The sequence below is a fragment of the Paenibacillus sedimenti genome (assembly GCF_014534655.1).
Taxonomy (GTDB): domain Bacteria; phylum Bacillota; class Bacilli; order Paenibacillales; family NBRC-103111; genus Paenibacillus_E; species Paenibacillus_E sedimenti.
The window spans coordinates 1-23202 of the sequence record NZ_JACVVD010000012.1 but is presented as its reverse complement, the minus strand read 5'-3'; the positions used below and the strand labels follow the sequence as shown (position 1 = coordinate 23202).

Below are 23202 nucleotides of genomic sequence, written 5' to 3'. Positions count from 1 at the left end.
CTTCATCCCTCCCGCGGTTTACGACATTATCTATCATTTTATCGTAAAAATCGCTCTGGAACCACTACAGCTTATTCCACTGGATAACGCAAAATCGTTTTCATCCCGGCAATAATCATATAGACGACGATTTTTTCATTTCGACAGCAGTCCTTTAACCGGTATAGGAAACAACCTTGTTTCTTCCGCCTTTCTTCGCACCGTATAAAGCATTATCTGCATACTCAAGCAAGTTTTCCCCAGCAACCTCGGGGAATGTAGCCACACCTATGGAAGCCGTAATATGAAGACTCGGCGCAACCGGCAAATGAAAGGTGCGCTGATGAGTATTTAACCGCAGCTTCTCCGCCATTATCAGCGCCTGGCTATGAGAACATTTTTCCAATAAAATAGCAAATTCTTCGCCGCCGATGCGAAATACGAAATCGGAAGGTCGTGTCGAATCCGTTAGAACGGCAGCGAACTGCTTCAAAACTTCGTCTCCGGTTTTATGCCCATACGTATCATTAATTTTCTTGAAAAAATCAATATCCAACAATAAGACAGACAGCTCCGCTTGTTCATAGTCTGCTTGTTGAAGTTTCTCGTTAAAAACCGTGTCAAAGGCTCGATAGTTTAAAAGCCCTGTTAAATAGTCCCTTGATACTTCCGCTTCATACTTTAAGAAGAGCGATTTCAACTTGTCGAGATAATGAATGAAATAAGCGATTAAAGCCCCGCTGGACAAGAAAATAAACAGAAAGACAGGTGTAATGTATAAGCTTGCTTTTCCCATCAGAGAATAAATAACAACCGAAGGCAATAGGGCGGCAACTAACAAAGAGCAAACCCATTTTTTTCGATAATCATTGACATAATAAGCAATAAGGCCGCAAATGATGCCGGTTAAGACAGCAGAAATCGAACTTGCTATGGCGGCATCAGTGAATCCGCCAAAAAGAAAAATACGGCCAGCCGAAATAATCAGACCTACCAATACGGATGAATAGTAGCCTCCCATCATAGCGGCACACAGGATGGCCAGAGAACGCAAATCAATGAACACTGTAGGAGCAACGTGAATGCCGAAAAACATCATCATAATCGCTACAAGTCCGAATACCAGGCCAAGAACCAGCTTTGTTTTATAATTATGCCTTGAAGTGATCAGACTCCTCCTGAAGCACTGCACTAAAACAAATATCGATGCGGCGAGTATTGAAAAATTGGAAATTAAACCTTGAACCATAACGTTCACTTTCTTTCGTTCTCATTGTTGCTTACTTCAAAAAATACCTCATTTTTTCCAACAATCCATTCAAATCGACCGGCTTGGTATCAAAATCATCGCATCCTGCCGCAAACGCCTTCTCCCTATCGCTTACCATCGCATGAGCGGTCAAAGCGATGACCGGAATCATTGACGTATCGGGAGAAGCCTTGAGCCGCCGGATGGCCTCCCAGCCATCCAATACCGGCAAGCTCAAATCCATGAGGATAAGATCCGGCTTTTCTGCGGTTGCCGTTGCTATACCTTGTTCGCCGTCTACGGCCATGATGACCTCGAACCCTTTGCGGATCAGACGGCGTGACAACATATCGCGGTTCATCTCGTTATCTTCTACCAGAACAATTTTGTGCATCTATCTTCGTTCCCCTTTTTTGCTGCTCAATGAAATCTTGCGACTAAGCCGCGGATTTCCTGCAATAAAGTTTCCTGGTTGAACAACCCTTTTTGCATAATTTTCTTCACATAACCGTTCAACCTCAGGCGGTCTTCCGCCGTTACTGTTTTCGCCGTCACAACGATGACCGGGACATCCCGCCATGCTTCGTTTTTGCGCAACTCCATAACAAATTGGAAGCCATCCATCTCCGGCATCATCAGGTCAAGTAAAATTAACTGCGGCATCGATTGCGTCAGGCACTCCAAAGCGATACGCCCGTTACCGGCCCGGGCTGCCGTGTAACCTGCTTTCACCAGCAATTTCGTCATCATTTCACTTGTCGTCGCGTCATCCTCAATAACCAGAATGTCGCTTGCACGTCGATCCGGAATGTACTTGTCCAATATGCCGATTAATTGTTCCCGCCCAACCGGTTTGGTCAAAAACTCAGAGGCTCCGAGCGCATAGCCCAAGTTTTTATCGTTCGTCATTGACAAGATGATAACCGGAATGTGAGCCAGTTCAGGATCATTCTTAAGCGCGGTCAATACGGTCCATCCGTCCATACCCGGCATCAATATGTCGAGGCAGATAGCGCTCGGCCTATGCTCTCTGGCCAGCCGAAGACCTTCCTGTCCGCTCTGTGCATGTATCATCGTCCAGCCTTCATTGCCCGCATAGCGCTGAATGATCTTCAGCATAGACGGATCATCGTCAATAACGAGTACCGTCCCTTGTCCTGCCTTTACCTCTCCCGGCCTTATCGTGGAAACATCGTTTTCCAGCTGCCGCCCGGCGTCCGCCGGAAGCCAAAACGCAAAGGTGCTGCCTAGACCGTAAACGCTCTCGACTGCAATTTCGCCCCCCATCATTTGACAGAACCGCTGGCTGATCGCCAGCCCTAGGCCGGTGCCACCGTATTTCCGCGTTGTCGACGAATCCGCCTGGGTGAATGCCTGAAATAGCTTACCGATCTGTTCGGGGGTCATGCCGATGCCTGTATCCTTGACACTGAAAACGAATCCCGGCACACCACCCCTGATCTCATGAATGGCAGCGATCTCAATCATACCCTCTTTCGTAAACTTGCTAGCGTTGCTGAGCAAATTGAACAAGATTTGCCGCAGCTTGGTTACGTCTGTTTTTATTTCTCCTTCGTCGCAGTGCAATGTAATCCGGTTCCCGTTTTCCAAGGTGAGCGGCGTTGCCGTCATCAGCACTTCCTGAATCAGGCTCGGCACATCGCAGTCCTCCAAATACAATTCCATTTTTCCGGCTTCAATTTTCGAAAGATCGAGGATGTCGTTAATAAGCGATAGCAAATGTTTTCCCGACTTATTGATTTTCTCCAAATCGTTCGCAAAGGTTTGCTCGCCCAATTCTTCGGCCTCTTCTTGCAGCATTTCGCTGTACCCGATGATTGCATTAAGCGGCGTTCGCAGTTCGTGACTCATATTGGCCAGAAACTGGCTTTTGATCCGGTTTGCTTCGATCGCTTCGTCGCGGGCCAGCGCCAGATCAGCCGTGCGTTCCTTTACCATTTCTTCCAAATGATCGTTTAATTGGCGCAGCTCCTGATTCATATAATAAATTTCCCGTGTTTTTTGCTCGGCGATTTTTTCCGCTTCTTTGCGGGCTGCCCTCTCCCGCTCCAATTGCCGGCGAAAAGCATCCAGTTCTCTCATTGCGTTTGCTCCCGCTTCGTCAGGATGAACCGTGCCGCCGTACCGGAGCTTTCGGACAAGTCTTCACGCTTCACGTCGATGCTTTCTCCGTAATGCCGGATACAGCCTTGAATCAGCCCTTCCGCCAAATCGGCAAAAGGTCTTGATGAGCGGTACGTCATTTCCAATGTTCCCGGAGAAGGCGTACTGTAGTCAAATCGGGGCAACTCCGCTTCCGAATACAGCTTGCGAACTTCGACGTGAATATAGCTGTCCACCTTTTGCAAAAAATCAAATACCGAAGGGTTCATGTCCACAAACTGCGGAGCGATTTCGATAAGCTGCCCAAACAAATACTCGCCGAACGTCCGGACCAAATCAGCAACCGGAACGCCAGTCTGCTCGCCAAGCTGTACAACCAGCCGGATCAATTCATTATGATCGTACGTTCCAAGCGTAGTATAGCTGCCGCCGGACGGCACTTCGGACGCAACGATAATCCGGTCAACGATTTCCACTGAAAACTTGCTTTCCACCATTTCCAAAAAATTCGAAAATACGATTCCTTTCATAACAACACACTCTCCTGTTCTGCTTCTAAATTATCCTTCTCTTGTAAAATGCGCAGAAATGCATCCACGACCTGCGGATCAAAATGAACGCCGCGCTGCCGCTCGATCTCCTCAACCGCTTCTTCTATGGACCAGGCCCGTTTATACGGGCGCTCGTGCGTCAAGGCGTCGAAAAAATCAGCAAGCGCCACGATGCGCGCCGCTATCGGTATCTCTTCCCCTTTCAACCCTTGCGGATAACCGGTACCGTTCCACTTCTCATGGTGAGAAAGCGCAATTGTGGCGGCAACGGCGAGCACAGGAAAAATGCTTCCTTCCAAAATACTGCTGCCGATTGTCGTATGAAGCTTCATCCTCTCAAACTCTTCCGGAGTAAATGGACCCGGCTTCAGCAAAACTTCGTCGGGAATCCCGACTTTACCTAGGTCATGCAATGGCGCAGCGAGCCGGATCAGTTCTGCCTCCGAGTCGGGAAACCCCAGGACCTGCGCGATTTGACCCGACAAATGGCCGACACGCTGCGTATGTATCCCCGTCATGTCATCTCGAAATTCCGATAAGCGGGCTAGCAAGTGCAAAATCTCAAATTTAGCCTTTCTGAGTTCTGCCGTCCGTTCCTTTACTCGTTCTTCAAGATCATCATTTTGATGCTGCAGCCGCAAATGAAGGCAGCGGGTTTTCAGCAAGTTATCGACACGCAGGATAACTTCCGATTTATCCAAAGGCTTGGTCAAGAAGTCGTTGGCCCCTCCTTGCAGCGCCCGCTGCTTCGCTTCCTTCGTTACATCCGCTGTAAGCACCAGCACTGGCAAATAACTGTCCGTATCGTTCCATTTTCTTATACGCTCCAGCGCCTCAAAACCATCGATTCCCGGCATGTGCAGATCAAGCAAAACGATATCCGGAGCAATCTCATAAAAAAGCGGCTCTAGCTTCAGTGAATCTGTCGTGCTATGTAAATTGGCAAACCCTGCGCGCCGCAAAATCCGCTCCAGTAAGTCAATGTTATACTCTTGATCGTCCACGATCAGAATCTTCGCGTTTTTTAACCATTGTTCATTCATTGTCATACCTCAATCTTTAGTTCTTGCCTCTATTTCGTCTTAGAAGCTATCAGATTTGATCACACTCTTTATCTCTCATGAAATCGAGTTGTTCCTTCTTCTCCACGCCTTCACAAATTACATTCAATCCCAGATTATGAGCCAGCTTGATAATGGCAGTCACGATGACTGCGTTATCCGAGTAATATCCAATGAATAAGGAACTAACCTCCACAAAAAATAACGGCTTTAATAAACACGACCGCGATGTTAGCCGCCGCATATTGCGGTAATCGCGTTACCTACGGCAACCTTCTATTTCGCTGTACGTATTTTCAACAAACGGTCAAGTATTGCGATGCTTCTGTCCGAGTCAACGCTTTATTAAAGTTGCTCATTACTTATTAGTGCACATTCCGGACGTATAAGAACAAGTTTCCATATACATAAAATGACATAATCTATCATTATTCTACATGAAACCACTCACCAAACTCTGACCAAACAGTTAACCCGATGTCAGCATCACAATAAATCAAGACCGGAATTCGCTATACACAAACATACGAACCGTCTGGCTTAAAAACTCCTCTAGACAGGATTATATCAAATTTTGTCGAATCTACGAAATGATGGTGATACTCATTTACGGCGTTTTAGACGATGATAACTAACTTTAACCCATGTTCTATCCGATATAACCTATTGGGGGGATATAGCATGAACATGAAAGCAATCCTGGTGGACGATGAATGGCTGGCATTGAGAAAACTAGAGAAAATGCTCGCCAGCTATGACGACATTGATCTGATTGGATCCTATACGCATTCACCGCAAGCGCTGGAACAAATCAGCCTGCAACAACCGGATGTCGTTTTCCTTGATATCAATATGCCCGAGCTGAACGGGCTGCAGGCCATCTTACGGATCCATGAAGTCGCACCGTCAACCGCTGTCGTATTCATCACGGCCTATGATAATCACGCTTACGAAGCCTTCGAGCTGAATGCATTTGATTACATCATGAAACCAGTTCAACATGAACGATTGGCGAAGACCATCCAGCGTCTGCAGAAACACTGCGAGCTCCTTCATAAAGCCAATCCGACACCTGATGCACCCCTGATTTTCCATTGTATGGGAACTATGCAAATTCAAGTCCGGAACCACCAGCCAGAGAAGCTGGCATGGCGCACCATCAAAATAAAGGAACTGTTTGCCTACCTCTTTCATCAACGCGGACAAGTCGTGAGCAAAGCGGCACTGCTCGAGCTGCTATGGCCGGATCAAAGCGAACGGAACGGTTTATCCAGCTTGCAAACGAGTATATATCGAATTCGCCGGCAATTGGCAAAATATGAGACCCTGAATTCGGATACGCTGAAGTCCGAATCATTCATAAGCATACAATACACCGAATATGGCTATGTCATGGATATGCCGCAGGTGCCGATCGACATCTATGAATGGGAGCGCAAGATTGGATTATTGAAACCTATATCCTTGCAGAATGTTTCCAGATACAGTCAATTGATAGACGAATACAGAGGTCATTTTTTGGGTGAGGACAACTATGCCTGGGCTGAAATCGAACGTCAGAGAATCAAGGCGATTTGGATACATCATGTTCAGTTGCTGGGGCAATTTTATATCGGTCAGGGGATGTTTGCCGAATCGCTGCGAATCTACCATAAAGCTCAACAGTTGGACCCCTTATCGACCGATATATGTCTGGCTTTAATGAAACTCTACGATAAACTGAATGATCGTGCTTCCGTGGAGACGCAGTTTCACGTTTACAAAAACTTGCTATACAAGGAATTAGCCGTACATCCTAATGATAAGATATCTGCCTGGTATCATGAGTGGAATCTTCTCCGTAACAGCAATGTCTTTGTACTAGTGTCGAAAGGATAAAAAGAAGGCATGATGAACCCAACGAGTAAAATAACACATACGAAAATGATTCTAATGATTATACTGATCTGCATCATACTAACGGGTTTTCGAATGCTCTGGCTCACTTTTCATACCGTCCCCGAGCATCCTCTTGCCATGCGTGGCGTCCTGGATCTTCGAGACTGGAGCGCCGGCGCCAGCCGCCCTATCACGCTGGAAGGCGAGTGGGAATTTTATCCTGAACAGTGGTTGACACCCGCCGACTTCGCTAATCTCACAGCGTCAGTAGACAGAATCTATCTCAAGGTTCCAGGAAAATGGGACGCCGCCAAAGGAGGCGCCGCATACGGATACGGAACGTATCGTTTGGTCGTGAAGACCTCCGAAGACCCGGAAACCATGTACGGCATCCGGGTGAAGAATGTGATCAGCGCTTCCGAGATCTATGTAAACGGCCACTTATTGGCAAGCAATGGGCAATCGGCAGCATCAAGAGAACTGCACCAAGCCCGCAACACTCCTTATTCCGTCTACTTCAAGGAGAAAGGAAACCAGATAGAGCTCATTATGCATGTATCCAATTACGAATACTCGCGTGGCGGAGGTATCGTCGGCTCATTGAAGTTCGGTACGGCCGACGCGATTGAGCGCGAATCGCTATTTTATATCACGACGAACCTGATAGCCGTTATCGTTTTGTTTCTGTACGGGTTCTGCTCTTTCATTCTGTATCTTTTCCGCAACAAGGACAGGATGCTGCTTTATTTTTCGCTACTCTTGTTCAGCGCGGCCAGCTCTATCTTGACGAACTATGAGAAATTATTGCTGATATGGTTGCCTCTCGATTTTGAGTGGTCGATGAAGGTTCGGTATCTTGCCTATTGCGGCATTGCCATGTTTGTAACGCTTTTTTTGAAGCATCTTTTTCCGCAATATGGAAAAGCGAAATTCATCCCTTGGTTCTGTACGTTGAGCGGCATAGTCGCCTTGTTGAGCGTGCTGTCTCCATCTTCTTATGTAGTCTTGATCGAACCGCTGTCCTTGCTCTTGAACGCTGTAGGAGCGTGTATCGTTCCCACATTTTATATCCGCGAGGCCTGGAAGAGAAACGAGGGCGCCTTTTACATGCTGCTTGGAGGGATCGGGACTTTCTCCCATGCCGTATGGAGTTACCTGGACAATAAAGGTTTGTTCGAAGCTGCCTATTACCCTTTTGATATTATCATTTCTTTTTTCAGCCTGGCCTTATTCTGGTCAGTGAAATTTTTTCGGGCGACCGAGAACACGAAACGGCTCGCTGAGGTGCTTCAACAAGCAGACCGCAATAAAGACGAGTTCCTTGCCATGACCTCTCATGAACTGCGCAATCCTCTTCATGGAATGATAAACATTGCCCAGACCGTCATAGATTCTGCAAGACCCGAACTGGGCAATCAGAATGCCAAACATATGGAGCTGCTGATCAACGTAGGGCGCCATATGTCTTTTATGCTCAATGACCTTCTGGATTTAAACAATCTTAGGGAAAACAGGCTCAAAATTCAAACGGGCAGCGTTCAGCTTCAATCCGTTGCTGCCGGCGTGCTGGACATGCTTCGATTTATGACGGAGAATAAACCGATTCGTCTCGTCCAAGACATCCCGGATACATTCCCGAACGTGCATGCCGACGAGAATCGGCTCATTCAAATCTTATTCAATCTGGTCCATAATGCAGTCAAATATACAAACCAAGGCACTGTTGCCATTACCGCCGAAATTGATGATGGAAAAGCCAATATTCATATCGAAGATACGGGTATCGGGATGAACGAAGAACTGCAGCAGAGGATATTTCAGCCCTACGAGCAAGGGGATTCCTCTATAACCTCGATTGGCGGCGGGCTTGGACTCGGATTAAGCATTTGTAAACGTCTGGCCGAATTGCTGAATGGAAGCCTGCAAGTCAAATCAGTTCCCGGGGAAGGCACCGTATTTACGTTGACACTTCCTCTGTTCAGCCCGTTCGACCAACAGCTTGCGATCGTACGTAACAATACTTCCGTCGCTTATTGGGAATCCGCTGCCGCTGCTTCCGACCTGACTAAGGATGCTTACGAAAAGAACCCTGTTCCCGCCGGGAATCGCCCGAGAATTCTGGCAGTAGACGATGACCCGGTTAATTTGAAAATTCTAGATCACATTCTTTCTGCCGATCAATATGACGTCGTTGTGACAACAAGCGGTAACGACGCCTTGTCCAAACTGGACAAGCAAGAGTGGGATCTGATTATAACAGATGTTATGATGCCGCAAATGTCAGGCTATGAATTGGCTACCATGATTCGTGAGCGTTTCTCCGTTGCCGAGCTGCCGATAATACTGCTAACCGCGCGCAGCCGTCCTGAAGATATGTATGCCGGATTCCGTGCAGGCGCTAACGACTATGTAACGAAACCTATGGACGCTCTGGAGTTGAAAGCCAGGGTTCGTGCGCTGACCAATACCAGACAAGCTATGGCGGAACGGCTTCGTATGGAGGCTGCATGGCTTCAGGCGCAGATCAAGCCCCATTTTTTATTCAACACCTTAAATGCGATTGCAGCACTTAGTGAAATTGATATGAGAGAAATGCACAGGCTTCTTACTACCTTTGGCGACTATCTCCGGATCAGCTTTGATTTTAAAAATTCAGAACACATTGTCCCGCTGCACTATGAGCTTGAACTCGTCCGTTCCTATCTTCATATCGAAAAAGTACGCTTCGAAGATCGGCTGCAGGTGATTTGGGAGGTAGACGAAACCAGGCCATTACTGATTCCTCCCCTTTGCATTCAGCCTCTTGTTGAAAACGCAGTTTGTCACGGGCTGCTAAAACGTTCTCAAGGGGGATTCATTACGATTAAAATCACCCATTATACTGAGTACGCAGAAATTTCGATTACTGATAACGGGATTGGAATGAGTGAGGATACTTTGAGCCGGCTGTTTAGCCCAGCTGCGGACAAAAGAAAGGGTATCGGCGTGTTCAATACCGATCGTCGCTTGAAGCAAATATATGGCACAGGATTGCTCATCAAGAGCACTCCGAACGAAGGCACTACCGTCAGCTTTAGAGTACCTAATACGGCTGAAATGACCTTAAAGCCCACCTAAATAAAAGGGGGGCTTTTGAGATTTTCACTCGGTTTCAATGGTTTATTATTGATTTCCTTTTGGTAATCTGATGCCCCTGTCTGTGATGATTTGTTCCCTTGGGATTTATCGTAATGTTGCATGGGCTGTCTCGGCTGCATTCGGTATGCAATCACTTCGGCACGACAATGGAAACGGTCGTACCTTGATCCGGATAACTCCGAATTTGCAAACCATTCCCATACATTTGTTTCAGCCGCCGATCGACATTGAACAAGCCGACTCCCTGTCTGCTATCCGAACGTGTGCGCAATAGTCGGTGTACCGTTTCTTCATCCATTCCCACGCCGTTATCGGTAATGGCCACTACTGCGCGGTCTTAGCATTCGGTGATTTGAATAAGGATCTTTCCTCCCGACGAACGCCGCATTATACCGTGCCGCACTGCATTTTCCACGAACAGCTGAATGGAAAGCGGAGGAATCTTCAGCTTCATACCCGCATCGACTTCCCAAACAATTTCCAGGGTGCCGTCGAAGCGTTCTTTCTCGATATACAAATAAGAACGGACGAGAGCAAGCTCCTGTTCAAGCGGAACAAGCCGCTCGGAATTTTGAAAGTGGTCTTTGAAAACTTGGATGCCGGTAGACGCATCGATAGCTTTCTTGTCAGGATGACGATCAAGCATTCTGTTTGCAATCGTAGCAGCCTCTGCGCGAGTGATGGTTTTTATCCGGTTCAAAGGTGCCATCCGGATAGCCGTTTACCCATCCATATTCCGATGAGGTTGCTATGCTGGAATAGGCCCAATGAGTGCACGAGTGATGGCCTTATTTGGCGCGAAGGCGCCATATTCATAGCCGTTATTAATACCTAGGCTAGCTAAGGTGTTCACCGCTTATGCATACCAAGCATTTTCAGATACATCAGCAAAGTGCATTCCTGAAGTATCTACATCCTGATTTTTTAGAAGATTATAAAACATCTGAGCTACTTCAGCACGGGTTACTGAGGCATCCGACCTAAAGGTTCCATCCTCATACCCGCTTAAATATGCTAAATGTTCCATCGTATTGAGCAACTTGAACACTCCCGTATCGGTAGCCGGTGCCGGTGCCTTGTCTAAAGCTTTGAACGTAGCGTTAATCTTGGCTGTGCCATTCGGTTGGACATACGTGTAAGTACCGTTGCCATTGTCTGTATAGTTGATTACATTACCCTTATCATCAGTAATCGATATCTTGTCCATTGAATATCCAGCATCAGGTGTAACCGTAATGGTCACTTTTGTACCGGATGTAGCGCTGCTATTGTCTACACTATTGTCTACAGTAACTTTTCCTCCTGCGACAATCAGCCTCATGTACTTATGTGGGAAACGGTAGTCATAACCATAAATGATCGACAGATAGTCCTTATTCCTAACCTTCATATAAGATACCCATTTTCTGTAACTGTAGCTTTCAACAAGAATCATTATGAATTGATTCATGTGGCAAAAAAGCTTATTTACTCTCACAGATTGTGAGTGTAGATAAGCTTTTGCCTTCTAAAGTCTTATTAATGAATTATTCCGCTGCAGGAGGCGTAAAAGTACGCTGAGCAAACTCAGCATCAAGCATAAAGAACGCATTGCTATCATGATCGATACGCTTCAGCTTATTAATAATGCTGTCAAACATTGCTTCTTCTTCCACCTGCTCATCGATAAACCATTTGAGGAAGTGCATAGTCGCATGCTCTCTGTCATTTAACGCTAAATCCGAAAGATCGTAAATGCGTCTTGTTACTTCCTGCTCATGCTTGAAAGCATGCTCAAATGCGTCAAGAATAGAGCGATAATGATTCACCGGCGTATCCATACCGGCAAACGATACCTTTTTCCCGCGGTCATTAATAAATTTAAAAATCTTCATCGCATGAAAACGTTCTTCTTCCGCTTGCACAATAAAAAAGTTCGAAAAGCCATCCAAACTTTCTGCTGCGCAATAACCGGCAATTGCCATATAGACGTGCGCCGAGTAGAATTCATAGTTCATTTGCTCATTTAGAGCTGCAGTTAGTGTATCGTTCAACATTTGTGCACACACCTTTCAGTTCGGTTATCTTTGTCGCATTCCCCATACATACAAGATTACCAGAACTGCACCTAGAAATACAAACGGTAATAACAGCTTTAGCAGGTCAAAATTCATACCGGCACACTTTCTGCACGAGATTCGGCAATGATTTGTTTCAGTTGGGCATATAATAAGTCAGGCGAAGCCGCGCATAAAAGCTCTTTCTTGCCTAGCATGGCAATGCATTCTTTCTTGCAATGTTTGCAATTGCCTAGGCAGTCTTTTTTCTTTTGCTTGATATCAGGGTATTCCTCTTTCAAGGATTTATATATTTGTTTGGAGCCGAATTTTTCATTTCTACAGCAATACTTAATCGTTTTCATTGTTCACTCTCCGCACCCAGGTTGATGCTGCTATATTGATATTAATGATAATAATTATCAATGTCAATGGAAAAATGGAACGGCTCGTCACAACAAGAAAAAACTCAATAGCCGTCAGGCCATTGAGTTTTTAAGATTACCAATATTCGAGTTAGTAACGAAGTCGATCATGGAATGAACCTTCATCTCCCCAGGAGCAGCGGGAATAAAAGGTATTTCCCCTATGCTTCGAGCCATAAATGTAACGGTCCTTGGCTTATTCGGCAGCAAATCGAAATAATTATCGTCAAATATCCCCTCAGTTTCTGCGGATAACCGTACCTGCTTCGCCAAAGTATCCGTCTCCAGAATAAAGCTTGTTCCCGCGCTGCCCTCCACCTCGCTGATTCGAATGGTCGGATAATCCAATTGCATTTGTTTGAAAGGTACGAAATAATGCTCGCAACTTTGGGTGACGACGCCACCCTTTTCCAACTCCGCAACCAGCACGACGGATGACCGATTTAATCCTTTCAGCAGTTCTTCTGCATCCATCGAGAAGGCTTTGATGCCCGCAAGGCCTTCAGCCTCAATCGGCCGAACGAAAGATTGCAGCACTTTTCCGGAGAAATCCAGCAATATCACCTTAAGCGTTCCCCGAAAAGGTACCGTAATGTCGGAAACGATGTAGACATCGATCCGGCTGTCGTCAGTACCATCGACCGAGAGCAGTATATCGCTGAAGCTCCGCCGAGCATAGTACTGCAGCGCTTTCCATCTTCCGTAATAGTCCATTCCGGACCATGAGGCGACAGGCCAGCAATCGTTCATTTGCCAGTAAAGCGACCCCATGCAAAACGGTTTACGGCGTCTGTGAGCCTCAATCGCCGTCTTCATCGCTTCCGCCTGCAGAACTTGGCTTACATACAGAAAAGACGGAAAATCTTTGGGTTCATTCATGTAGATGTCCATATACTGCTTAATCAATTGGTTGCCGCGATTGTTCTTCTGATGTGCCAGCATAACCTCGGATTCGAGCGCCATTTCAGATTCTTCAGCATAAGTCCTGACCGATTTATATTCGGGAAACGACTGGAAGCCGTATTCGCTCATAAAGCGTCCGACATGAACATTATATTTCTCGAACGGCTCCACAGAATGCCAAACGCCCCAATAGTGAATATCGCCCGAAGTCGAATTGTTATGAGCATGCTGATCTTTTCGACCCGTCAGACTGCACATTGGAGAAGAAGGCCAGTACGATACACCGGGTGCATATTGGGTAACTGCCTCAGGTAAAATGTGATGGAAGATCTGTTCATAATCATTCCATATGCGTTCCCGCTGCTCGGTGCTGTAAAGCTGTTTCCAGCCCCACCCGGCCTGTTCGTCATAATGCGACCATGCCGTATCGATCTCGTTGTTTCCGCACCACAGCGCAATGCACGGATAGTTTCGTAAACGTTTGACATTTTCCGCGGCTTCCAGCTCAATATTTTGCAAGAAAGCTTCATCGCCCGGATACATACTGCAAGCAAACATAAAGTCCTGCCAGACGAGGAGTCCGTACTCATCACAAAGCTGGTAGAATACGTCCTCTTCGTAAATACCTCCCCCCCAAACCCGGAGCATATTCATATTCGAGGCTGCCGCAGTTGCAATTTCATGCCTGTACGTTTCATACGTAACCTCCGTCAAAAAACTGTCATTCGGAATATGATTGGCACCTTTGGCAAATACAGCAACACCATTGAGCTCGATATTAAAAGAGGTTCCGTCGGCATCCGCATCCGTGACCAGCTTTATGGAACGAAGTCCTGTTCTTACTGTTTTCGCAGCTTCCGTTTTATTCTCAGCCAATAATTCAGCTTTAAAGGTATATAGATGCTGATCTCCCAAGCCCCTGCACCACCATAAGCGGGGCTGATCGATTTCCAGGTTCAGCTCAATCAGGTTCGAGCCGATTCCCAGGCTGACATCCTTTGACCAGCTTAGTCCTTCCGTAGCCATACGCAGCGTTCCTTCCCACGCTTCTTCAGACTCAATCTCCAGGACAGCGGTAAGCTTGGCGAAGGATGGAGTCACTTGATCCTGTCTGATAAACAAATCTCGGATCCTGCATGCCGACCATCCTTCAAGCCTCACCTCGCGCCAAATGCCGCTTGTAACAAATCGCGGCCCCCAGTCCCATCCATAATGGTACGGTGCCTTGCGGGCAAAGACGCTGATCTTATTGTCGCCGAGGCCCCCTACATCAGATTGATCATTTGTAGCCGGAAGCGCATAACCCAGCTTTTGCAGCTTGGGCAAATCTTCATGAACCGGCGAACGAAAGCGAACCGCAAGCCTGTTCCCATTATCCGTGAGCCATCGTTTCACTTCGATTCTCCAGCTGCGGAACATATTGTCCGCGGACACAATATGCCGGCCGTTCAAATATACATCCGCGTACGTATCCAAGCCGTCAAAGACAAGCTCCAAACGGGAGGATGCCTTTAATTCCTCAGGGATGTCAAACATACACACGTATTCCCAATCTTTCTTGTCGATCCACTGTAGCCCGCTCTCGTTGATCCCATAGAACGGATTTGAAATGACGCCGTTATGCAGCAGGTCTGTATGTACGCATCCTGGCACTTTAGCCGGCATCCATTTATATTCGTCACATGCCTTAAATGTCCATTCTCTCAAAATAGTCGCTATTTCGTTCATCCTATCCTCCAACCATAAGTGGCGATCTTCGTCAAAGCCCGCTCATGCTATCTATAATCGTACATCGCTAGAAGGGCCTTTGCTTTCCGCCTGTCTCGCTTCTTCCAATTCTTGTTCCCATGTGAGATGCCGGTATTCGGCGGCATCATCAGAAGTGTCGAACCAATTCATAAAATCATACCAGAGTGCCGTGGTCCACATGCCGTCGATTTGCGCTGTGGTGTATCTGTCTTCTTTCAGCCGGATGAATCCGAACACGTCGCGCACCTGCGATTTCTCCGCAAGCACGACTGTTAATTCAGCCAAGTGCGGAGGAATAAACATCACGCCGGATGGGGTTCCGAGCACAACGTCTCCGGGCAGGCACACCGCTCTTCCGATCCGGCAAGGAACATTCATGCCGACCATCGTTACTTCGGCAATCGCCGTCGGATCGCTCCCGCGGTAATACACATTGATACCATCAATGTTTGCTACCTGCTGATTGTCGCGGATACCGCCCCATATCACGGCACCGCCTCGCTTCGTGCGTGCGGAGATGGCCGTTGATAGATTGCCGCCCACGAATGTACCTTTATAAACCTTATCGAACATATCGACGACAGCCACATCGTCCTCTTCCAGACTGTCTATGATCCATTGATTGAAGAAACCTTGTCTGTTCTCCTGTTCATGCCCATAGGTCAGGAGTGTATCGTGTAAGTCTGGCCGCTGCGGCAGCAATACAGCCGTCACCGCACGCCCAACCATGATCTGTTCGGGATGAATGATCTTGAAATCCCCTTCAAACTGAAATTTGTACCCCCGGTTCCAAAGCGGTCCCCACGCTTCCTCCAAGGTAATACGGCGGATGCGGCGCAGTACATCGGCAGAAACTTTAGGACGCCCGTTCGAGAAGCGCTCGCCCTCCCATAGAGGTGTAAGTTGGATGATGTCCTCGGCATTATCAAATTTCACGCGTCCATTCCTCCCTGCTTCTCGATTCGTCAGCTCCACAAGCGGTCATTCGACCAACGATTGTTCCATTCATCCGTTGAAACCCATAGCCCTTGATCTTCAGGATGCAAATGCTGTGCGATTATTTCGTCGTTGAGCTCTTCAATACCAAGACCGGGAGCATCAGGCACGGCAATAAATCCGTTCTGAACGAGCGGCTTCGTCACATAGCGGCTGATGATGATATCATCCCACCAAGCTACATCCTCTGAATGGAATTCCAGAGCCAAGAAGTTTTCCGTTGCGGCAGCGACATGCGCCGCGGCTAGGCAGGCAATCGGGCTCTCCGCCATATGAATCGCCATGGAGACGCCATATTCTTGGGCCATGTCGCCGATTTTTTTGGTCTCGAGAATGCCTCCCGCCGTCAGTACATCCGGATGAATAACGGATACGCCGCCTGCTTCAAGAAGCGGCTTGAAGTTTTCCTTCAAATAAATATCTTCTCCCGTACAGATCGGTGTTGTTACGCTTTTGGCCAACTTGGCGTATTGTTCGGTATACGTCCATGGAATCATGTCCTCCATCCAAGCCAGATTAAACTTATCGATACGCCGTCCGAGCTTGATGCAATCTTCAACGCCGATATGTCCAAAATGGTCGATGGCCAGCGGAACTTCATAACCGATTACAGCACGAACTTCCGCTACGTATTGTTCCAGCATATCGAGACCTTTTTCCGTAACATGGATGCCTGTAAAAGGATGGGCAATATTGTGCATATCATACACCTTATTGCGAAGCGCTCTTTCTTCTGAGGGCGTAAGGCTCCCAGGTTTACGTTTCCACCAGGAACGTGACAAGTTCTGCATCTCTTCCAGAAACCCGAGAGGAGCGCTCAATGTACCCGGCTCTTGGATAATCTGATTGATGCCCAGGTCCATTTTCAGAAACGTATATCCTTTATTCATTCTTTCTTTCAGTGCAAGCCCCATGGCATGGCCAGTATCTTTACCGTCCACTTCCGTATCGCAGTACATGCGGATCTTATCGCGGAACTTGCCGCCCAGCATCTGATAGACCGGAATTTGATAGGCCTTGCCAGCCAAATCCCATAGGGCAATTTCCAGTCCGCTGACTCCCCCGCCTTGGCGCGCGTGCCCTCCGAACTGCTTGATGCGGCGGAACAATTTATCGATATTGCATGGATTTTCGCCAAGTAACCGGCTTTTCAGCATCTGGGCGTATACTTTGTCAGCACCGTCGCGGACTTCTCCATACCCGATTAATCCTTGGTTCGTATAGACCTTGATTAAGCTGCAGTGCATAGGGGCGCCGACAATATCAGCGAAACGGATATCAACAATTTTCAGTTCAGACGGAGCCGAATGCCCGTTAACATGGGCTAACGTGCTTTCATAGGCATCGGATTTAAGAATGGTACTCAGTCCCTTCCTTCATTGACGGCGGCAGCCGCCTCCATCAATCCCTTTATGTAACCGACCCCAAACAGCCGGCCCAAAAGCTCATATCCAGGATTCGTGTTATCCTCGCCTGCCATAGTAGGAACATGATCCGGCCTTGCAGGACCTTGGTAGCCATATTTATAGTAAAGCTTCATCGCTTCGAACATATTCGTCTTGCCGTCATCATGGAATGTTTCTTCGAAACGAAGCCGATCCGGTTCTGATGAAAAAAATTCAGCTATCGCATCTCAACCTGCCCTCGCAAATTATTTTTTGTTCAACTTGGCTTCCGCATCTTTGCCTTTTTCAGTAATCGTTGTATAAGCTTGCTCCAGCGTCTGTTTGCCGAACATGACTGCTTCCATTTCCGTTTTGTACGTTTTTACGAAATCTTCGCTGCCTGGAGGAGCAGGATAGAACGGCAACGCCTTTTCTTTGGCTGCGTTCAACATCTGTTTTCCGAAAAGATCACCCTTGGATAATGTGGGTTCAATGCTTTTAAAAATCGTCTCATTGATCGGAATTCCTCTTGTTGTGCCGAGTACTTTACCGGCCTCTTGATTGGAAACGAACCATTTGATGAATTGTTTGGCTTGGTCTTTATTAGAAGAATTTGCGCCTACGCTCAAGAAAATCGTTGACTGCGCCCAGCCTCCCCCTTTTGGACCGATTGGATTGCTGTTTACCACTAATTTCCCCGGAAGAAGCGATTCAACAGCACCTACTGATCCTACAGATGCTCCTCTCATCATCACTTTACCGGCTGCCAGCGAGTCGAGCTTCGGATCATTTTCTTTAAATGACAACTGCATTTCCGCCGAAGGCACAACGCCGTCTTTGCGGAATTGGGCATAAATATTTTGGAATTGGAACCATGTATCCTTATCCAGGTTGAACTTCGTGCCGTCTTGGAAAATAGGACCTTTTCCTTGAGCTGTTTGATAGTATTGATACCAATCCCAAATATTCGTTAAATCGTCAATCGGATATTTGTCTTTAGGCAGCTTTGCGCGCGCTTCCTTTGCAAAAGCAAAAAAATCATCATAAGTCCAGTTATTAAAGGGCAGCTTTATGCCTGCAGCTTCAAGCTCGGGTTTGTTGTAGACCATCCCTTGACCGTTCAAACTGAGGGGAACCCCGTAAAGCTTGCCATTGATTTTGACATTCTCCAAAATTTTCGGATCGACAATACCGTTCAAATCCATATCCGACAAATCGGCAAGTTGTCCCCGCTTGACATAGCTCTGTATATATGCCGCATCCATCTGGAGCACATCCGGAATGCTATTGGATGCCGCCAATGTCGGAAGCTTCTCCCAAAAGCCGTCCCATGCTGTATATTCCGGGGTAAACGTCACATTCGGCACCTGCTGGGTATATAATTCAAGCGCTTTCAGAGTTGCGTCATGTCTTGCCTGCGTGCCCCACCACATAATCTTAAGCTTGGCCGCCTTGCCTGAAGCCGGTGCAGTTGTTGCCGCACTGCTTGACGCCTGAGGCGTAACAACAGCTTGCTCTGCTTGCTTCCCGCTGCTGCAACCCGTGAGACCTACAGCTGCCGCGATCATCGTAACGGATAAACTTTTGAACCAAGATGGACGTTGCTTCATTCGTAAACACTCCCTTTTTATTTGAATGGATGTGTTGCCATGATCAGGTTTTGCCTGCACTATCCTTTGATGCCTGTAGTTGCGATTCCCTCTACGAAATGCTTTTGAGCCACAAAGAAGACAATGGCCGAAGGAACTACCGAGAGAAGCGACATCGCCAGCAGCTGCCCCCACTGAATTTCAAATTGATCGATAAACATCCTTAGCGCCAAGCCGACAGTAAATTTTTCGATAGAGCTCAAATAAAGCAGTTGAGAGAAGAAATCGTCCCAGCTCCAAAGAAACGTGAAGATCCCTACAGTGACAAGCGCCGGTTTAATTAGCGGAGCAATGACCATAAAAAATATTTTATATACGGAAGCACCGTCCATTTGAGCAGCCTCATCCAGATCCTTCGGAATACCCCGAATAAACTGGACGACCAGGAAGATGAAGAACGCGCCTCCGCCGAAAAAGTGAGGTAATATTAACGGTATGTAACTGTTCACTAGTCCCAATTTGTTGTACATAATGTACTGTGGCACAACTGTAACCTGATGCGGCAGCATCATTGTGAGCAGCAGAATGGAGAACCAGAACCCTCGGAGTTTAAACTGCAACCTCCCGAAGCCATACCCTACCAGCGCAGCTGTCACTACGCCGCCCAGCACATTCCAGAACTCCATGAGAAGGGTATTGGCAAAAAAGGTAGTAAACGTGTACTCGGATGAGAACACCCAGCCTTTAGTATAATTCTCCCACCTGACCACCTGCGGCCATATCGTCGGCAAGCCTAATTCCGCCGTATTTTTCAGTGAAGCGCCGATCCACCAGAAAACCGGATAGAGCATAATGAGGGAAAAAGGCAGCAGGATGAGATGTGATTTTATTGAAGGAAATCGCCGCATGATCATCTGGATCCCCTCCCGTCGGCTTCGTAATATACCCAGTACTTGGATACCGCAAAATTAATCGCTGTAAAAATCGCAATGATCACTAACAAGATCCATGCCAATGCCGAAGCATAACCCATCTCGAACTGTTTGAATGCCTTTTCATATAGAAACATGACATACATGAAAGTCGCGTTTGCAGGGCCGCCTGCAGTAATGATGAATGCTGAAGTAAACATTTGAAATGACCCGATGATGCCAAGCACCAGATTGAAAAACATTACAGGTGACAACATCGGTAGCGTGATCGTAAAAAATTTGCGAACCGTGCCTGCCCCGTCGACGGAAGCGGATTCATACAGGTCTTTAGGAATTTGTTTTAATCCTGCCAAGAAAATAACCATCGTAGAACCGAACTGCCAGGCATTGAGCAGAATGAGCGTACCTAGAGCCGTATCAGGGTTGGATATCCACCCGATTCCTGTAATATGAAACCACCCCAAAATATGATTGATATATCCCTCCAGACCGAACATATTTCTCCAGAGAGCAGAAACTGCTATGCTTCCCCCAATCAATGAAGGAAAATATATCGCTGTTCTGTACACGTTCATACCGCGGATACTTTTGTTTAGCAGCATTGCAACCATTAGAGAGAAGAACAGTTTCACAGGAACTGCGATAAGAACAAACGTAAATGTTACCGAAAGCGATTTCAAAAATAAACGGTCTTTTGTGAAGATCTCCTTATAATTTTCAGTTCCGATCCATGATGGTTCGTCGAGTAATGAATAATCCGTAAAAGATAAATAGAAAGACTGGATAATCGGCCAAAGCGTCAGCAACAAAAACCCTATCAACCACGGGGAAATAAATAAGTACCCTGCAGCGTTATGCTCATCTTTATTTCGGAATCTGCGCTTTCTAATATCCATGCTGGTTACCTCTTTCACCTTAAAATAAATTTCGCAGGATACCCTTACCATCGTTAATGAATACACCTTGATTGTAATCTGGATCATGAATTCTGTCAACCTAACTTTAATCGTTTATTATGTTTACAATTATGAAAATATGTTTATTTTAAGCGTAAATTTCAATAACAAAATACTGCTTTTTCATCAACCTTTCGATATTTTCCCTCAAATGCCGCCAATAAGTAAAAAAATAGCTCACCGATCCGTTTACTTGTAAACTGGATCCGTGAGCTCTATAAAGTTATTTCGCATTATTTTCAATCGTCAACTTTCTGCTACAGAACTGATACTTTCCCTAACGATTAAATCGCTTTGCAGCAGTATTTTTTCAAAAGGCATCTGTCTGTTTTTCAATCTCCATAGCAGTAAATCTACAGCCTTAATTCCGAGCGCTTCTTTCTCAGCGTTGATTGTTGTTAACATAGGAAAATCTTTAATAATATCAATATTATTATCAAAGCCTGTTAGCGAGCAGTCCTCCGGCACACGGAGATTCATTTCGGCTAGCGCTTTATGCGCAAGTACCGCAATTTGATCATTCGCACACACGATAGCGGTTGGAAATTCGCCAGCAGGTATAGATTGCAATCCAGACAATAGTAAGTTCGTATTCTCTTCTCTCAAAGAAGGTTTCACATTTTGAAGCGCATGGTTTCGCAAATAAGGCAAATCATGCCCATCCATAATAGAGCGAAAGCCTGTCCAACGGTCAAAAAAACTTCTCGAGTATCGAAGATCTCCAATGAACTGAATTCGCTTATGACCTTTCCCGATTAAAAAATTAGTCATCTTGCGCATAATATCAATATTGTTCATGAAAATGCTATCCGATTCGATCATTTCATCTTCGTGATCGACCATGATAAAAGGAATCGCCTTGCTCCTTAATTCCATCAACATCGGTGTTGCTATAAGACCGACACCGATTACACCCAGCAGACCTTCCGGTTTCATAACCAAATTAAAATTTTTGGGTGAATCGTCAGAAACAATGATCGAACCCATCCCTTCGGATTCGAGTGCCTTGGAAATTCCGTCCAATATTTTCCCCCAATATCCGGATTCTTTATTTTGACTGCGGATATTCGGTATAAGCACACAAACAATTTTATCGCTTTGCTCAGAAGTTGTTTGGTTCTGAATCTTCTTAATCACCTTCTGATTCAAGTATCCTAATTGGGAGGCAAGTTCAAATATCTTTTCTCTAGTTACCACACTAATTCCAGGTTTTCCTGATAACGCTTTCGACACAGCGTATTTCGATACACCAACTCGATCTGCAATTTCCTGCATGGTAACTTTATTTTTTTTTGTCAAGGCAACCACTCCAAATCGATGTCCGATACAATGTTGATTTTGTAAACCAAATATTCCTCTTAATATAATAACAAAATAGCATAGATAAGTATACAAAAACAATTCCCTAAAATAAAAGAAGAGTAAACGCTTATAAGCATTTACTCTTCTTTCACCTAATCGTGATGCGGTCGAGAGGACTCGAACCTCCACGGGGGGTTAGCCCACACGGACCTGAACCGTGCGCGTCTGCCAATTCCGCCACGACCGCATACTGCAAAGTGAGCCATGTAGGACTCGAACCTACGACACCCTGATTAAAAGTCAGGTGCTCTACCAACTGAGCTAATGGCTCGTATTAAAAAAATGTTAATATTGTCCCCAAAAAGTAAGAATGGCGGAGCCGACGGGATTCGAACCCGCGGTCTCCTGCGTGACAGGCAGGCATGTTAGGCCTCTACACCACGGCTCCACACTAGAATTACATCTACCTCTTTAGGAGGTTGGTTGCGGGGGCAGGATTTGAACCTGCGGCCTTCGGGTTATGAGCCCGACGAGCTACCGGGCTGCTCCACCCCGCGTCATTAAAGAATCAATTGTTAATCATGGTGGAGGCTGACGGGATCGAACCGCCGACCCTCTGCTTGTAAGGCAGATGCTCTCCCAGCTGAGCTAAGCCTCCATTATAGAAAATATTAGTGGTGACCCGTAGGGGATTCGAACCCCTGTTACCTCCGTGAAAGGGAGGTGTCTTAACCCCTTGACCAACGGGCCGCAAAAAATTGGCTCCCCGAACAGGACTCGAACCTGTGACAACTCGATTAACAGTCGAGTGCTCTACCAACTGAGCTATCAGGGAACATCGCTTGGCAACGTTCTACTCTCCCAGAACCCTTCGGTTCAAGTACCATCGACGCTGGAGGGCTTAACGGTCGTGTTCGAGATGGGAACGCGTGGGTCCCCTCCGCCATCA

General features: G+C 46.6%; 23 protein-coding genes, 7 tRNA genes and 1 rRNA gene. 2 read left to right on the top strand and 29 right to left on the bottom strand.

Annotated elements, in window-relative coordinates; translation table 11 throughout:
* Positions 1-154: 154 nt before the first annotated feature.
* The 6 genes from ICC18_RS26260 to ICC18_RS26235 are packed head-to-tail and all read right to left on the bottom strand — an operon-like array spanning position 155 to position 5208.
* Positions 155-1228, bottom strand: a complete 1074-nt coding sequence (locus ICC18_RS26260; RefSeq protein ID WP_188177408.1) for a sensor domain-containing diguanylate cyclase — start codon at positions 1226-1228, stop codon at positions 155-157.
* A 31-nt stretch (positions 1229-1259) separates the two neighbouring features.
* The gene (locus ICC18_RS26255) at positions 1260-1622 is read right to left on the bottom strand and encodes a response regulator (RefSeq protein ID WP_188177407.1); all 363 of its coding nucleotides are present in this window, start codon (positions 1620-1622) and stop codon (positions 1260-1262) included.
* Positions 1623-1648: 26 nt separating this feature from the next.
* The gene (locus ICC18_RS26250) at positions 1649-3331 is read right to left on the bottom strand and encodes a response regulator (protein ID WP_188177406.1); all 1683 of its coding nucleotides are present in this window, start codon (positions 3329-3331) and stop codon (positions 1649-1651) included.
* Positions 3328-3882 carry a heme NO-binding domain-containing protein gene (locus tag ICC18_RS26245; RefSeq protein ID WP_188177405.1) on the bottom strand — a complete coding sequence of 185 codons (555 nt, stop codon included), beginning with the start codon at positions 3880-3882 and terminating at the stop codon, positions 3328-3330. The genes ICC18_RS26250 and ICC18_RS26245 overlap by 4 nt, the downstream gene beginning before the upstream one ends.
* Positions 3879-4946 carry an HD-GYP domain-containing protein gene (locus ICC18_RS26240; protein ID WP_188177404.1) on the bottom strand — a complete coding sequence of 356 codons (1068 nt, stop codon included), beginning with the start codon at positions 4944-4946 and terminating at the stop codon, positions 3879-3881. The genes ICC18_RS26245 and ICC18_RS26240 overlap by 4 nt, the downstream gene beginning before the upstream one ends.
* A 49-nt stretch (positions 4947-4995) precedes the next feature.
* The gene (locus tag ICC18_RS26235) at positions 4996-5208 is read right to left on the bottom strand and encodes an EAL domain-containing protein (RefSeq protein WP_188177403.1); all 213 of its coding nucleotides are present in this window, start codon (positions 5206-5208) and stop codon (positions 4996-4998) included.
* A gap of 437 nt (positions 5209-5645) precedes the next feature.
* Between ICC18_RS26235 and ICC18_RS26230 the strand changes: the two genes are divergently transcribed.
* Positions 5646-6842 carry a response regulator gene (locus ICC18_RS26230; protein ID WP_188177402.1) on the top strand — a complete coding sequence of 399 codons (1197 nt, stop codon included), beginning with the start codon at positions 5646-5648 and terminating at the stop codon, positions 6840-6842.
* Between the two features lie 9 nt (positions 6843-6851).
* The gene (locus tag ICC18_RS26225; protein WP_188177401.1) at positions 6852-9959 is read left to right on the top strand and encodes a hybrid sensor histidine kinase/response regulator; all 3108 of its coding nucleotides are present in this window, start codon (positions 6852-6854) and stop codon (positions 9957-9959) included.
* A 151-nt stretch (positions 9960-10110) separates the two neighbouring features.
* On the opposite strand, the gene ICC18_RS26220 is transcribed toward ICC18_RS26225, so the two are convergent.
* The 23 genes from ICC18_RS26220 to rrf form a co-directional block, all read right to left on the bottom strand.
* A complete protein-coding gene (locus tag ICC18_RS26220; protein ID WP_188177400.1) occupies positions 10111-10305 on the bottom strand; it encodes a sensor histidine kinase in 195 nt (64 codons plus the stop codon).
* 12 nt (positions 10306-10317) lie between these two features.
* On the bottom strand, positions 10318-10671 hold the full coding sequence (locus tag ICC18_RS34005) for a histidine kinase (protein WP_376745670.1): 354 nt from the start codon (positions 10669-10671) through the stop codon (positions 10318-10320).
* Positions 10619-10732, bottom strand: a complete 114-nt coding sequence (locus ICC18_RS34865; protein WP_188177544.1) for an S-layer homology domain-containing protein — start codon at positions 10730-10732, stop codon at positions 10619-10621. Before ICC18_RS34865 ends, ICC18_RS34005 begins: the two co-directional genes overlap by 53 nt.
* Positions 10729-10833, bottom strand: a complete 105-nt coding sequence (locus ICC18_RS34860) for an S-layer homology domain-containing protein (protein WP_188177399.1) — start codon at positions 10831-10833, stop codon at positions 10729-10731. The genes ICC18_RS34865 and ICC18_RS34860 overlap by 4 nt, the downstream gene beginning before the upstream one ends.
* Before the next feature lie 3 nt (positions 10834-10836).
* Positions 10837-11301 carry an InlB B-repeat-containing protein gene (locus tag ICC18_RS26205; RefSeq protein WP_376745669.1) on the bottom strand — a complete coding sequence of 155 codons (465 nt, stop codon included), beginning with the start codon at positions 11299-11301 and terminating at the stop codon, positions 10837-10839.
* Positions 11302-11506: 205 nt separating this feature from the next.
* On the bottom strand, positions 11507-12016 hold the full coding sequence (locus ICC18_RS26200) for a ferritin (protein WP_188177397.1): 510 nt from the start codon (positions 12014-12016) through the stop codon (positions 11507-11509).
* Between the two features lie 113 nt (positions 12017-12129).
* Entirely contained in the window at positions 12130-12381 is a 252-nt protein-coding gene (locus tag ICC18_RS26195) for a DUF1450 domain-containing protein (protein WP_188177396.1), read from the bottom strand.
* Between the two features lie 114 nt (positions 12382-12495).
* A complete protein-coding gene (locus ICC18_RS26190; RefSeq protein ID WP_188177395.1) occupies positions 12496-15072 on the bottom strand; it encodes a beta-mannosidase in 2577 nt (858 codons plus the stop codon).
* Positions 15073-15123: 51 nt separating this feature from the next.
* Positions 15124-16029, bottom strand: coding sequence for an RraA family protein (locus ICC18_RS26185; RefSeq protein ID WP_188177394.1), 906 nt, complete (start codon positions 16027-16029; stop codon positions 15124-15126).
* 29 nt (positions 16030-16058) lie between these two features.
* Positions 16059-17336: a mandelate racemase/muconate lactonizing enzyme family protein gene (locus tag ICC18_RS26180; RefSeq protein WP_223192885.1), complete on the bottom strand. Its 1278-nt coding sequence runs from the start codon at positions 17334-17336 to the stop codon at positions 16059-16061.
* Between the two features lie 116 nt (positions 17337-17452).
* Positions 17453-17716 (bottom strand): mannonate dehydratase, encoded by a 264-nt coding sequence (locus ICC18_RS26175; RefSeq protein WP_312029615.1) that lies wholly within the window; start codon positions 17714-17716, stop codon positions 17453-17455.
* 24 nt (positions 17717-17740) lie between these two features.
* Entirely contained in the window at positions 17741-19084 is a 1344-nt protein-coding gene (locus ICC18_RS26170) for an ABC transporter substrate-binding protein (protein WP_188177393.1), read from the bottom strand.
* 59 nt (positions 19085-19143) lie between these two features.
* Positions 19144-19977 carry a carbohydrate ABC transporter permease gene (locus tag ICC18_RS26165; protein WP_223192884.1) on the bottom strand — a complete coding sequence of 278 codons (834 nt, stop codon included), beginning with the start codon at positions 19975-19977 and terminating at the stop codon, positions 19144-19146.
* Positions 19974-20891: a carbohydrate ABC transporter permease gene (locus ICC18_RS26160; RefSeq protein WP_188177541.1), complete on the bottom strand. Its 918-nt coding sequence runs from the start codon at positions 20889-20891 to the stop codon at positions 19974-19976. Before ICC18_RS26160 ends, ICC18_RS26165 begins: the two co-directional genes overlap by 4 nt.
* A 306-nt stretch (positions 20892-21197) precedes the next feature.
* Positions 21198-22250 carry a LacI family DNA-binding transcriptional regulator gene (locus ICC18_RS26155; protein WP_188177392.1) on the bottom strand — a complete coding sequence of 351 codons (1053 nt, stop codon included), beginning with the start codon at positions 22248-22250 and terminating at the stop codon, positions 21198-21200.
* Between the two features lie 165 nt (positions 22251-22415).
* Positions 22416-22500: transfer RNA gene (locus ICC18_RS26150), tRNA-Leu, on the bottom strand.
* A gap of 11 nt (positions 22501-22511) precedes the next feature.
* Positions 22512-22584, bottom strand: a tRNA-Lys gene (locus ICC18_RS26145).
* Positions 22585-22624: 40 nt separating this feature from the next.
* Positions 22625-22701 (bottom strand) — tRNA-Asp (locus ICC18_RS26140).
* Positions 22702-22733: 32 nt separating this feature from the next.
* Positions 22734-22810, bottom strand: a tRNA-Met gene (locus ICC18_RS26135).
* Positions 22811-22835: 25 nt separating this feature from the next.
* Positions 22836-22911, bottom strand: a tRNA-Val gene (locus ICC18_RS26130).
* Between the two features lie 17 nt (positions 22912-22928).
* A tRNA-Glu gene (locus ICC18_RS26125) sits at positions 22929-23003 on the bottom strand.
* A gap of 9 nt (positions 23004-23012) precedes the next feature.
* Positions 23013-23088, bottom strand: a tRNA-Asn gene (locus tag ICC18_RS26120).
* A gap of 5 nt (positions 23089-23093) precedes the next feature.
* Positions 23094-23202, bottom strand: a 5S ribosomal RNA gene (rrf, locus tag ICC18_RS26115); the annotation flags it as partial.

What these genes read in the sequence shown, in the direction of transcription:
- ICC18_RS26170 (WP_188177393.1), bottom strand. Translation starts at nt 19,084, where the DNA reads ATGAAGCAACGTCCATCTTGGTTCAAAAGTTTATCCGTTACGATGATC.
- ICC18_RS26225 (WP_188177401.1), top strand. Translation starts at nt 6,852, where the DNA reads ATGATGAACCCAACGAGTAAAATAACACATACGAAAATGATTCTAATG.
- ICC18_RS26200 (WP_188177397.1), bottom strand. Translation starts at nt 12,016, where the DNA reads ATGTTGAACGATACACTAACTGCAGCTCTAAATGAGCAAATGAACTAT.
- ICC18_RS26205 (WP_376745669.1), bottom strand. Translation starts at nt 11,301, where the DNA reads ATGAGGCTGATTGTCGCAGGAGGAAAAGTTACTGTAGACAATAGTGTA.
- ICC18_RS26190 (WP_188177395.1), bottom strand. Translation starts at nt 15,072, where the DNA reads ATGAACGAAATAGCGACTATTTTGAGAGAATGGACATTTAAGGCATGT.
- ICC18_RS26195 (WP_188177396.1), bottom strand. Translation starts at nt 12,381, where the DNA reads ATGAAAACGATTAAGTATTGCTGTAGAAATGAAAAATTCGGCTCCAAA.
- ICC18_RS26240 (WP_188177404.1), bottom strand. Translation starts at nt 4,946, where the DNA reads ATGAATGAACAATGGTTAAAAAACGCGAAGATTCTGATCGTGGACGAT.
- ICC18_RS26180 (WP_223192885.1), bottom strand. Translation starts at nt 17,336, where the DNA reads ATGCACTGCAGCTTAATCAAGGTCTATACGAACCAAGGATTAATCGGG.
- ICC18_RS26245 (WP_188177405.1), bottom strand. Translation starts at nt 3,882, where the DNA reads ATGAAAGGAATCGTATTTTCGAATTTTTTGGAAATGGTGGAAAGCAAG.
- ICC18_RS26230 (WP_188177402.1), top strand. Translation starts at nt 5,646, where the DNA reads ATGAACATGAAAGCAATCCTGGTGGACGATGAATGGCTGGCATTGAGA.
- ICC18_RS26160 (WP_188177541.1), bottom strand. Translation starts at nt 20,891, where the DNA reads ATGGATATTAGAAAGCGCAGATTCCGAAATAAAGATGAGCATAACGCT.
- ICC18_RS26250 (WP_188177406.1), bottom strand. Translation starts at nt 3,331, where the DNA reads ATGAGAGAACTGGATGCTTTTCGCCGGCAATTGGAGCGGGAGAGGGCA.
- ICC18_RS26260 (WP_188177408.1), bottom strand. Translation starts at nt 1,228, where the DNA reads ATGGTTCAAGGTTTAATTTCCAATTTTTCAATACTCGCCGCATCGATA.
- ICC18_RS26255 (WP_188177407.1), bottom strand. Translation starts at nt 1,622, where the DNA reads ATGCACAAAATTGTTCTGGTAGAAGATAACGAGATGAACCGCGATATG.
- ICC18_RS26165 (WP_223192884.1), bottom strand. Translation starts at nt 19,977, where the DNA reads ATGATCATGCGGCGATTTCCTTCAATAAAATCACATCTCATCCTGCTG.
- ICC18_RS26235 (WP_188177403.1), bottom strand. Translation starts at nt 5,208, where the DNA reads ATGCGGCGGCTAACATCGCGGTCGTGTTTATTAAAGCCGTTATTTTTT.